Consider the following 11,712-nt stretch of genomic DNA (forward strand, 5'->3'; position numbering starts at 1 on the left):
GGCAGTCGGTGATAGCTTCTCTAAGCGCCCGGTTCATCGAGCACGAATCGATTGCTGACCGCCCGAGAGTTGATCCGGGTAAGCGTTAAATTTTTCCGCAAGACCAACCCTTGCCAGATTTTCTTGCGCTAATACCTGCGCCCCTTTTTCTGATACGCCCTTTACTATCATTGGCGAGAGCATAATATTGCGCCCCACGCTCAAATGCGGAAACAGATTGAACTGCTGAAAGATCATCCCGACCTTCAAGCGCAATGCCCGCAATTCGATCTCCGACGTCCCCAGATGCGATCCGGCCACGCTGATACTGCCTTCGTCTATCGATTCCAGTCCGTTAATACAACGCAGCAAGGTACTCTTGCCAGACCCGCTTTTGCCGATGATGGCAATGACTTCGCCCGGTTCGACATCAAGCCGGATACCTTTTAAAACCTGATTATCGCCGAAGCTTTTTTTGACGTTATCAATTGCGATGAGTGGCATTGCATCTTCTTTCCAGAGATTGACTATATGTAGACAGTGGCCAGCACAGCGCAAAATACATCAGCGCAACGAGCGCATACACGGTGAACGGTTGAAAGGTCGCGTTAGTAATCATGGTCCCCGCCTTCGACAGCTCAACAAAACCGATGATCGACGTCACCGCCGTCCCTTTCACGATTTGCACACTAAAACCAACGGTAGGCGCAATGCCGATCCTCCATGCCTGCGGCAAAATGACATGGCGCATTTGCTGGAAATAATTCATCGCCAGACAAGATGACGCCTCCCACTGACCGCGTGGAATCGCCTCAACACAGCCGCGCCAGATTTCCGCCAGATACGCGCTGCTCCAGCAAGTCAACGCCACCGTGGCCGCCAGCCACGCCGGGACCTCCAAACCAAATAACGCCAGGCCAAAAAACACCAGAAACAACTGCATCAGCAAGGGCGTTCCCTGAAATAACTCGATATACAGTATGGTCATGCGCCGCAGCCAGGCTTGTTTAGAGGTGCGTAAAAATAAAATAATCAGCCCAAGCACACCGCCCATCACAAACGCCGCCAGCGACAGCAACACCGTCCAGCGCAGCGCCAGCAAAAGATTGCGCACGATATCCCACAGCGAAAACGAAATCATGCCGCGCTCCCCGAAACACTACTGACTGCTGGTACGGTACTCACAGCACGGACGGCCTTACGACCGAAAAGCCCATGACCAATCAAGCGCAACAATTGCCGTAAGCCGATCGCCAGCACTAAATAAATCGCCGTAGACAATAAATATGCCTCAAACGAACGAAAGTTACGGCCCTGAATAAAGTTAGCCGCATACGCCAGTTCTTCCACCGCAATTTGCGAACACACAGCCGATCCCAGCATCACGATCACCATCTGGCTAGATAACGCCGGCCAGATTTTTTGCAGCGCAGGCGGCAAAATAATATGCCGAAAAATCTGCATCCTGGTCATCGCCAGACTCAACCCCGCCTCAATCTGACCGGGTGCAATCGCGTTGACCCCGGCGCGTATGATTTCGCTGCTATACGCTCCCAGATTAATCACCATCGCCAGCGTTGCGGCCTGCATTTCACTGATATGGATACCCACGCCCGGCAGGCCGAAAAAGATAAAAAATAGCTGTATCAAAAACGGCGTATTGCGAATGAGCTCAACATAAGCGCTCACAAAAGGCAGCAACCAGCGCGGCCCTTGCGTGCGCGCCCATGCACAAAAAATACCGAGCGTGACACCCAGCACGCCACCAATGGCGATCAACTCCACCGTGATCAACACGCCTTTAACGAGCACGGCGGTATAGTCAAAGGGCGCTAAAAAATCGAAGTGATAACGCATGTCCGTCTACCGTTTTCGTCTACAGATTGGCAGGCAATGGCAGACCCAGCCACTTCACGCTAATGGCATTTAATTCGCCATCTTTTTTAGTCATGGCAAGAATCGTATTGACCTTATCGAGCAACGGCTTCTCATCCTTATTCAGACCAATGGAACATGGCGAATCTTTTATCAGAAATTTGGTTTCAGGTTTACGCGGTGGATTCCTGGCAATGATCGCCGCTGCAACCACGTTACCCGTCGCCACTAATTGCACCTGACCGGAGAGGAAGGCGCTGATGGTCCCGTTATTGTCTTCATAGCGTTTGATCGTGGTGGTCGCAGGAACCATTTTGGACAACTCCAGATCCTCAACCGCACCGCGCGTGACGCCCACGGTCTTACCCGCCAGATCAGCTACGCTACTCACTTTTTGGTCAGCACCACCAAATACGCCGTTATAAAACGGTGCATAAGGGGCGCTGAAGTCGATCACTTTTTCACGCTCTGGATTTTTACCCAGACTTGAAATAATCAAATCGACTTTTTTAGTCTGCAAATAAGGCACACGGTTAGCGCTAGTGACTGGAATCAGTTCCAGCTTGACGCCCATTTTTTTGGCAATCAACGCAGCAACATCAATATCCAAACCTTGCGGCGTGAGTTCGCTGGTAACCGATCCAAACGGCGGAAAATCCTGCGGCACGGCCACTTTCAGCACGCCGCTTTTGACGATTTGATCGAGTGCATCAGCGTGTGCAGCAGTAGTAGCAATGGCCGCCGCCGCACACAGGGCGAGCAGGATGTTGAAAAATTTCATGTTGGAACTCCATTAGCTGGGATAAGTGAAGACGACTTGCCGAATGCTGCTTATTGAATAGATTAATAAGTAAGCTAATTAATAAATTATTGAGCAAGTCGTATGCCAGCAATGCTGAGTCAGGGTGTCGCAACCCGGATGGCCTGGCTCTCACCAGATTGGCGCAATTTACGTGATAAAAACTCACTAAAAAGGGGAGTGGAGGATCAGCGGAAGATAGTGTTATCGAGATTGATGTCGTACTGCCTGCGTCGGGGCGCCCTTATCTAAACAATGATGCGGCCTGACTTATCAGTATTTTCTGTAGTTAAAAATAGATTTTTCTATTCCTATTTTGTACCTCCAACAGAAATATCATGTACGCCGTTATCGCAACGCGTGGTTACAAACGAAGAAGTCAGTACATCCGTCACACAATCCTTATAACTGTTGAGTACACATCATGCACCTACCAATTTTTAAAAGTTCACCTTCAGCATCAACGTCATACGTCAATTCCAATCCACCGCTACAAAATAAAGGAACACCTTCACGCCTTATAAGCGGTATTGCTGGCAGTTATTCATCTTTGGAAAAATTAACCAGCGCATCATGCTCGGCGCTCACGAACGCACCATCGCATATAAAAAACAGACCCGATACTGTTTTGGTAATCAAGGCTTCCTATTTTGTCACGATAGACGATAAAGGCAAGATTGAGCCGGTACCCTACAAACCAGTAGTGGTGCAATATGCCGGCCTCCATGATGCTGCTTCACTCAAAAATAGCAACACACCATTGCAGCCAATATCGACAATCACGAAGCCCTCTGTTGAACTGAGTATGTCAAAAAATGAAACCACAGATATTGAAGTTCCTTCCCAAACGGTGAACAAACCAGCTGGTAGATTTTCTAACGCTATTTCATACCTGCAAAGAATGGTTCACGGAAGACCTGCCAATTATTCCAGATTGAGTGTGACGCCCGATAACGATAATAAATTGGAAGCGAAATCATCTAATCGCAGTCATCGCAAAATCATCAAAGCGCGTAATCAACTGCTCACGAATCAATTGAATCAAATCTTTGAAGATAAATTACAACAATTAAATCCTCCAGGCCCCAACGGAAAGCAATCTCGAAAACTGCCCGACTTCAACCCTATTAAGGCGGTCGACTTTCAATTACATGGAACTATTGGATCAGGTAAGGTTAGCTTCGTACCGCCAAAAAATATGAATGGAAATAATTCTTAACTAGTGTGTGTTGACATTTTATGTTAAGAAAATCGATTCGTACTGAGTAGCCCGTCAGAGCGTATTGAAGTAGTTGCATGCGTCTGCGATTCTTCGATACGGCACTTTGTGCTTACTCAGTCCGAACGGCTTTTTGGTGCTTTACCAATTCCACATGTCAACACACCCTAATATAAACGCGATCGATGGCGTTGCCTGCAACCTGATGATGTGCGTAATCCTCATAAAAAATGGTCATCTCAGCGAAAGCCGGGATGACCATTTTTTTGTGCTAAATGTAACGAACCAGAATGGAGGCTACCGGCACGATTACACGCTTTTCCGTCTCGCAGGTAGTTGCTCCTCCTTGCAGAATGCAGTCTGCCGCGTCGTCGCGCTTACCTAGAAAGCCGGGAAACCGCACACTCGTGCCGGTCCAACTGCCGTTTCCAGGTTAAACCAACACAATATGCAAAAAATTAGCCGCTAACCGTATCTCCCTCCGCAATACCGTCGCGCAAGAGTGCCTCCAATAAGTCGAAAGTGATGAATGCGTTCCCGGTGTAAAACTGCGCACCGAACCAATGCTGTCAGATGAGTATGGTATCAGTCGCACCGTGATGCGGAAGGCGATTTTTCGGTTGAAGAATGAAGGCTTGAGATGGCGTCAATCCGAGTGCTCGTAATTAGGTAAAGTGTGGATGATTGGCTTATGGGAATTTGCTATCGTGCGCTTTGTCATTCTGACCTGGCGACTCAACATTTCGATTCAATACATCATCTTTCTATGACTATTTATAAAATACCCCCAGCAGTATCTTTTGGCTATACCCCTCCATCGCGCCAAACCGAGGCAGTAATACAATCGCCTGTGGCGCAAAATTTTTCATATGGGTTCAATACTGACGACAGGGGATTGACATCGGCGACATCGGCGACATCGGCGACATCGGCGACATCGGCGACATCGACGACATCGACGACATCGACACCGGCTTCTCCAGGTTTACTGTCGCAATCTATAAAAAAAACAGGCATTGCGCTAAATGGACCCAATACGCCGCCGCAACCGACTGCGATAGTCAAGAGTGAGCATCCATCAACGCTCACGCCACAAGAGCAAAAAGAAATCCTTACCAATTTTCAGGCGATACAGACGGACTACGATAAAATTTTTTATTTGTCTGAAGCTATCGAAACCATTAAAAAGGGACATCCAAAACTAAGAGATGCAGTGAAACTTCTTATTCCCTATATCGATAAAAAATATATCGACATGCTAACTGATGGACATAAAAGTATCTTGGATTCAGCAGCTAAAGATGGCTATCTGGATATAGTAGAACTAGCTCTGGCGCAAGGTGCTAATCAAAATTCTGGGGTATTGGTCGTTGCTTTAAAAAATAATCAGATGGATGTTTTTAATTTTCTGCTTAAAGACAACGCTACCAATCCTAATCAAAAGCATGACGGCGATACAGCTTTGCAATGTGCAACAAAAAGGGGAGCGACAGAGTTGGTGAAAAATCTGCTGGCACGCGGAGCCGATCCAAAAAAAGAGGGAATACTCAACCGGGCTATACAACTCGAACAGACGGATATCATCGACGTTCTGCTCAAACTTGATGCTAATACTATTGACGTTAATCAAACAGGTAGTCACCAATCGCCGTTGGAAATAGCCACAGAAAAATGGGATATCAAGTCGGTGGAAAAATTGCTGAGTCGACCAGAGATTGATCCAAACGCAGGCAATGAGTATCCGTTGATGATCGCTGCCGGAAAAAATTCTACTGACATCGCCAGACTTCTGATCAGTCACCCCAAGACCACTCCCTATGTTGAAGGTAAAACGAGTTTTGGACAAGACAGAAGGGGTGATACACCCTTGAAGCGCGCTTCACGCGAAGGTCATTCTGCGATGGTAAAGGTTCTTCTTGCCGATCCTAAATTCTCTCCCAAGCCCGACGACCTTATCGACGTCTTGCACCAGGCTATAAAATCTGAGCCTGGGGAAAGTGACCGTAGTATTTACATTACACATGGCCGTCCTGAGATTCTCGATACGCTCTTTATGGATAAGCATATTGATGCGGAAATGCTGGCGCAAGAGTCACCCTCCACGATATTGGCTTTCGCACAAAAATGCCTTACCTCCACCGAGCGTGCTGTGACTAACTTACTTGCGCCGCTACCGGCTCGTAATACGAGCCATATTGAAACTGATAGTGGTAACAAAAGGGGGGCTATAAGTCCATTTAACGGTGCAACATTGAATGGATTTCTCTCCAAACCAGACAAGATAGCGCAGGCAAATTTACTACGTAATCTTTTGAGCACGCAAATTGCCAGGATCAATCATCTGCGTAGTGAGCGCAAAGACGTTACCAAAGAACCTTTTAAAGCCCCTGTTTTAAATAAGGCGGTAATCCCAGGTACAAGCCATCTACCCACTACTGATTCTGTAAGGTATGCATCCGTTAATAAGAATCCGTTGCTGCAATCATCAAGCCATCATCCCGACGGCAATACTCTGAAAAATCGTTCGAGTGATTGGCATGACGTCTGTCGAACGCTGATGTCTATTGATGTTACGTATCAGGATTTTATTAAAAAAATTGAAAAAAATTGATTACGGGGAGAGTTAACATGATTAATCAATTGCATGATCACACAACCCGCGCTGCAATCAAGCATCGAATCGATTCTTGATTCGGCTGGTCTTGATGCAAAGTTACGTTCTTGAACATAGGGTATCTGAACCGATTGCAGGTGGGCCATGATTTATCATCATCACCGTTACCTGTTGAGGACGCTAATATGGTGCTCAACAGGCACCCCAACACTAGTTCACCACTTTAGTGCCGCTTGAGCCGGCACTAAAGAATAACTTCTACTTCACTTGATTTTTTCTAAAAGTCATATGATGATATGGTTATATTATGAAAATAATCATTGAGATACCATGTTCAAAAAACTAGCCGCTAACCGTGCCTCCCTCAGTGATACCGTAGCGCAAGAACTTCTCCAAAAAATCGAAAGCGGTCAATACGGTCCCGGCACAAAACTACCCACCGAGCCACTGCTGTCAGAGGAGTACGGCGTTAGCCGCACCGTAGTGAGGGAGGCGATTTCTCGTTTAAAGAATGAAGGCGTGGTCGAGCCGCGTCAGGGCAGCGGGGTGTATGTCAGCGAGCAGGGTCATTTGCGGCCCCTGCGCATTCAGTTTGACCAGGCATCATCGGCCACTGCTGTATTGCAAATAGTCGAGTTGCGGCGCGCCATTGATGCCGAAGTTGCCGCGCTGGCAGCATTGCGCCGTACGCCGCGCCAATTGAAAGCGATTGAAAAGGCTTTGCGTGGGATCGAGGCCGATGTCGTGGCCGGTGGCGATGGCGTCAAGGCCGACATGATGTTTCACCGTAGCATCGCTGAAGCTACGGGCAATCCTTATCTGCTGCAAACGCTAGCGTTCTTAAACCAATATCTCGAAGACGCCACCGTCGTTACCCGCGCCAACGAGGCACGTCGCGATGATTTTATGCGGCAAGTCTATGAGGAACATGCTGCCATCGCCGCTGCCATCACCGCTGGCGATGCACTCAGTGCGCGCAATGCAGCGCAGACACACATGTTCAACGCGGCGCGGCGCTTGGCGCAGGGTACAGACGCCTCTTTGTCAGTCAGCAAAAATAGCGTCAAAAGTGCCGCTAAAAAATTAACTAAACAGGATAAAAAATGACTATCAATGTAGGAGTAATCGGCCTCGGTGCAATGGGCCTGGGCGTTGCCCGGTCGTTGTTGCGCGCAGGAATTTCTACCCACGCCTGCGACTTGCGCCCAGCCGTGCTTGCGCAGTTTGTCGAAGAGGGCGGAAAAGCCTGCAACACACCAGCCGCGCTGGGTGCCGTGTGCGATGTCGTCATCACCGTCGTCGTCAATGCCGCACAAACCGAGCAGGTTTTATTCGGTGAAAACGGTGCCGCCGCCGCCATGCAGCCCGGCAGTCTGGTCATTGCCAGCGCCACCGTCGCGCCAGACTTTGCCGTCGCATTGGGCGCACGATTAGCCGCGCAACAATTGCTGATGCTCGACGGCCCCTTATCCGGCGGTGCTGCGCGTGCCAACGCCGGTGCAATGACGATGATGATATCGGGACCCGCCGCCGCCTACGCCAAAGCCGAGCCGGTGTTGGCCGCCATTGCCGGTAAAGTCTATCGACTAGGCGACGCCCACGGCATCGGCTCCAAGGTCAAAGTCATCAATCAATTGTTAGCCGGTGTCCACATCGCCGCCGCTGCCGAAGCCATGGCGCTGGGCATGCGCGAAGGCGTCGATCCCGATGCGCTCTACGAAGTCATCACCAACAGCGCAGGCAACTCCTGGATGTTTGAGAACCGCGTGCCACATATTTTGAAGGCCGACTACACGCCGCTCTCCGCCGTCGATATTTTCGTCAAGGATCTCGGGCTGGTGCTCGACACCGCCCGCGCCAGCAAATTTCCGTTACCGCTATCAGCGGCGGCGCATCAGATGTTCATGATGGCCTCCACCGCTGGCTATGGCGCTGAAGATGATTCCGCCGTGATTAAAATTTTTCCAGGCATCACCTTGCCGGTGGCGAAATGATGCGCGCAACACACCCCTTGCTAGGCTGCATCGCTGACGATTTCACGGGCGCAACCGACCTCGCCAACATGCTGGTGCGCGAAGGCATGCGCACCGTCCAAACAATCGGCGTACCAGAACTGGCACCGACCGAGGTTGACGCCATCGTCGTCGCGCTCAAGTCGCGCACAGTTCCCGCTAGCGAAGCCGTGGCCGATGCGCTTAATGCACTGGCGTGGTTGCAGCAGCAAGGTTGCCGTCAATTTTTCTTCAAATACTGCTCCACCTTCGACTCCACCGCAGCCGGTAATATCGGACAGGTCACCGACGCATTGCTAGCCGCTTTGGACGCGGAGTTTACGATTGCCTGCCCGGTGTTTCCCGAAACCGGGCGCACTTTGTATCGCGGGCATTTGTTTATCAACGACCAGTTACTCAACGAGTCAGGCATGCAACATCATCCTCTGACCCCGATGACCGACGCCAATCTGGTGCGCGTGCTGCAACAGCAAACGACGGGCAAGGTCGGTCTGGTCGGGTATCCGGTGGTCGCGCAAGGGGTTGCGGCGATGCAAACGCACTACGCGGCGCTAAAGCAGCAAGGCGTGCGTATCGCCATTGTCGATGCGCTGGAAAACGCCGATTTGTACGCCATCGGCGCGGCCTGTGCTGACATGCCCCTGGTCACCGGCGGCTCCGGCATCGCGCTTGGTTTGCCCGGCAACTTTGTCCGGGCCGGATTATTAACGCCGTCCAACAATGCAGCGGCAAGCACATTGCCAACAGTAGACGGCCACTCGGCAGTGCTGGCTGGCAGTGCCTCGCAAGCGACCAATGCCCAAGTCGCCAAATGGAAAGAAACCCGTCCCGCCTTCCGTATCGACGCCTTAGAAGTCGCACGCGGTGCGCCGGTGGTGGCCGAGGCGCTGGCATTCGCGCAGCAGCATTTATCCACACAAGCGCCGCTGATCTACGCCACCACCACCCCGGATCAGGTCAGGCAGGTGCAAGCCGAACTTGGCGTAGAGCGCGCCGGTGCGTTAATAGAAGCCACGCTGGCCGAAATCGCCCGTGGTTTGTTTGCGGTGGGCGTGCGGCGCTTTGTGATTGCCGGTGGCGAAACCTCCGGCGCAGTCGTCCAGGCGCTCAACGTCACGGCGCTACGGATCGGCAAACAGATCGATCCCGGCGTACCGGCCACAATCTCGATCGGCGCGGTACCGCTAGCCTTAGCCCTCAAGTCCGGCAACTTCGGCTCAGTCGATTTCTTCGAAAAAGCCTTGCATGCCCTGGGTGATGCACGATGACAATCTCACACAAAGAACACTCCTTGCGCCAAGAAATCTGCCGCGTCGGCGCAAGTTTGTATCAACGCAATTACACCGTCGGATCGTCCGGCAACATCAGCGCCCGGCTCGATGATGGTTGGCTCATTACGCCGACCGACGCTTGTTTAGGGTTGTTGGACCCGGCGCACATTGCCAAGGTCGATCTCACCGGAAAATGGATCAGCGGCGACCAGCCATCCAAAACCCTGACCCTGCATCGCGCCGTCTACGATAACAATCCAGATGCGCAATCGGTATTACATACCCATTCCACCAATCTGGTCGCGCTGACCTTAGCCGGGGTCTGGCGTCGTGATGATGTCCTGCCGCCGATTACCCCTTATCAAGTCATGAAAGTCGGCCATATCCCCCTGATCCCCTATGCCTTACCCGGCGACCCCGTCGTTGCGCAGCAAGTCAGCCTGCTGGCAACGACAGTGCGCGGGGTCTTGCTCGAAAGGTTAGGGCCGGTGGTCTGGCATCACAGTATTGCGCAAGCTGCCTACGTGTTGGAGGAGTTGGAAGAAACCGCACGTTTGTGGATGATGTTGCAGCAAAAACCGGCGGCGCTTGGTGCTGCCGAGATTGAAGCGTTGTGTACGAGGTTCGGCGTAAGTTGGTAAAAACCAACGCGCTGTTCCATCATTTTTTATCACTATAAAACCAAAGTCGGAGACAAAATGTCAGCAATCATCAGCCCTGCGAAACAGGGCAACAAACCACCAGACAAGACCCCCATCGATGCCGATGGACTGTACACAAAAGTGTTTTGGCGTTTCGTGCCATTCATCATGTTGTGTTACGCCATCGCGTATCTGGATCGCGTCAATATCGGTTTTGCCAAGCTGCAAATGTCAGCTGATTTGGGATTTAGCGAAACCGTTTTCGGCCTCGGCGCAGGGATATTTTTTCTCGGCTATTTTTTGTTTGAGTTGCCCAGTAATCTGATCATGAATCGGGTCGGTGCCAAAATCTGGATCGCCCGCATCATGATTACCTGGGGGTTGTTGTCAGCCTGTTTTGTGTGGGTACAAACACCGACGCAATTTTATGTTCTGCGCTTTCTGCTGGGTCTTGCCGAAGCCGGTTTTTATCCTGGCATCATTCTCTATCTGACCTATTGGTTTCCATCAAATCGGCGTGCCAAAGTGGTGGCCGTGTTTATGGCCGCGATTCCCTTGTCGGGCATTATCGGCAACCCTTTATCGGGCTGGATCATGCAGACCTATAACGGTGTCAACGGCTGGAACGGCTGGCAATGGATGTTTGTGGTTGAAGCGGTGCCTGCGATCTTGATTGGTATCGCGGTGCTGTTTGTGATGGATAACAATATCCGTGCAGCGACTTGGTTAAGTACCGCAGAAAAAGATTTTCTGGAGGCGGCTGTCGTCGCTGATCAGAAAGATAACGTCAGTCCGAAATCGACCGGCGGTGTGTTTAAAGACGTGCGGATTTGGCATATGTGTTTTATCTATTTTTGTATCGTCATGGGGCAGTATGGCTTGAGCTTTTGGTTGCCCACGCTGGTGAAGGCTTCGGGCGTTGAAGGTGCGCTCAATATTGGGTTGGTTAGCGCGATTCCTTATCTGTGTGCTGTTGTGGCGATGATTTTGATCGGGCGTAGTTCGGATCGGTTGCGTGAGCGGCGCTGGCATTTGATGTTGCCTGCGTTGCTTGGAGCGGTTGGGTTTGTGGTCTCGGCGCTGGTTGCTGACAATACCGTGATTGCGATTATCTTTTTGTCGTTTGCGGCTATTGGGGTGCTGACTTGTTCGCCGTTGTTTTGGTCGTTGCCGACCGCGTTTTTGTCAGGCACTGGCGCGGCGGCGGGGATTGCTGTGATTAATTCTGTGGGGAATCTGGCGGGGTTTGTTAGTCCGTTTTTGGTGGGGTGGTTGAAGGATACGACGCTTAGTAATCAGAGT

General features: G+C 50.9%; 11 protein-coding genes and 2 pseudogenes. 8 read left to right on the forward strand and 5 right to left on the reverse strand.

Going from position 1 to position 11,712, the window contains the following annotated elements; genetic code table 11:
- Positions 1-51: 51 nt before the first annotated feature.
- From ACVBEF_RS18630 to ACVBEF_RS18645, 4 genes and pseudogenes are all read right to left on the reverse strand, one after another.
- A pseudogene (locus ACVBEF_RS18630) lies at positions 52-483 on the reverse strand (amino acid ABC transporter ATP-binding protein); the annotation flags it as partial.
- Positions 464-1,120 carry an amino acid ABC transporter permease gene (locus ACVBEF_RS18635; RefSeq protein WP_447125419.1) on the reverse strand — a complete coding sequence of 219 codons (657 nt, stop codon included), beginning with the start codon at positions 1,118-1,120 and terminating at the stop codon, positions 464-466. The gene ACVBEF_RS18635 and the pseudogene ACVBEF_RS18630, both read right to left, overlap by 20 nt.
- Positions 1,117-1,836, reverse strand: coding sequence for an amino acid ABC transporter permease (locus tag ACVBEF_RS18640; RefSeq protein ID WP_447125420.1), 720 nt, complete (start codon positions 1,834-1,836; stop codon positions 1,117-1,119). Before ACVBEF_RS18640 ends, ACVBEF_RS18635 begins: the two co-directional genes overlap by 4 nt.
- Positions 1,837-1,855: 19 nt before the next feature.
- Complete coding sequence (locus ACVBEF_RS18645; protein ID WP_447125421.1) at positions 1,856-2,635, reverse strand: transporter substrate-binding domain-containing protein; 780 nt, start codon at positions 2,633-2,635, stop codon at positions 1,856-1,858.
- A 442-nt stretch (positions 2,636-3,077) separates the two neighbouring features.
- Here ACVBEF_RS18645 and ACVBEF_RS18650 point away from each other — a divergent pair, with 442 nt between their 5' ends.
- Complete coding sequence (locus ACVBEF_RS18650) at positions 3,078-3,872, forward strand: hypothetical protein (RefSeq protein WP_447125422.1); 795 nt, start codon at positions 3,078-3,080, stop codon at positions 3,870-3,872.
- Positions 3,873-4,408: 536 nt separating this feature from the next.
- A pseudogene (locus ACVBEF_RS18655) lies at positions 4,409-4,537 on the forward strand (hypothetical protein); the annotation flags it as partial.
- Between the two features lie 139 nt (positions 4,538-4,676).
- On the opposite strand, the gene ACVBEF_RS18660 reads toward ACVBEF_RS18655, so the two are convergent.
- On the reverse strand, positions 4,677-4,937 hold the full coding sequence (locus tag ACVBEF_RS18660) for a hypothetical protein (protein ID WP_447125423.1): 261 nt from the start codon (positions 4,935-4,937) through the stop codon (positions 4,677-4,679).
- Positions 4,938-5,031: 94 nt separating this feature from the next.
- Here ACVBEF_RS18660 and ACVBEF_RS18665 point away from each other — a divergent pair, with 94 nt between their 5' ends.
- From ACVBEF_RS18665 to ACVBEF_RS18690, 6 genes are all read left to right on the forward strand, one after another.
- A complete protein-coding gene (locus ACVBEF_RS18665; RefSeq protein WP_447125424.1) occupies positions 5,032-6,483 on the forward strand; it encodes an ankyrin repeat domain-containing protein in 1,452 nt (483 codons plus the stop codon).
- A gap of 333 nt (positions 6,484-6,816) precedes the next feature.
- A complete protein-coding gene (locus tag ACVBEF_RS18670) occupies positions 6,817-7,593 on the forward strand; it encodes a FadR/GntR family transcriptional regulator (RefSeq protein ID WP_447125425.1) in 777 nt (258 codons plus the stop codon).
- Positions 7,590-8,480 (forward strand): L-threonate dehydrogenase, encoded by an 891-nt coding sequence (ltnD, locus tag ACVBEF_RS18675; RefSeq protein ID WP_447125426.1) that lies wholly within the window; start codon positions 7,590-7,592, stop codon positions 8,478-8,480. Before ACVBEF_RS18670 ends, ltnD begins: the two co-directional genes overlap by 4 nt.
- Positions 8,477-9,766 carry a 3-oxo-tetronate kinase gene (gene otnK / locus ACVBEF_RS18680; RefSeq protein ID WP_447125427.1) on the forward strand — a complete coding sequence of 430 codons (1,290 nt, stop codon included), beginning with the start codon at positions 8,477-8,479 and terminating at the stop codon, positions 9,764-9,766. Before ltnD ends, otnK begins: the two co-directional genes overlap by 4 nt.
- On the forward strand, positions 9,763-10,410 hold the full coding sequence (gene otnC / locus ACVBEF_RS18685; RefSeq protein WP_447125428.1) for a 3-oxo-tetronate 4-phosphate decarboxylase: 648 nt from the start codon (positions 9,763-9,765) through the stop codon (positions 10,408-10,410). The genes otnK and otnC overlap by 4 nt, the downstream gene beginning before the upstream one ends.
- Positions 10,411-10,467: 57 nt before the next feature.
- Positions 10,468-11,712, forward strand: a 1,245-nt coding sequence (locus tag ACVBEF_RS18690; RefSeq protein WP_447125429.1) for an MFS transporter, incomplete at its 3' end; no start/stop codon positions are given.

This window comes from Glaciimonas sp. GG7 (assembly GCF_052976905.1).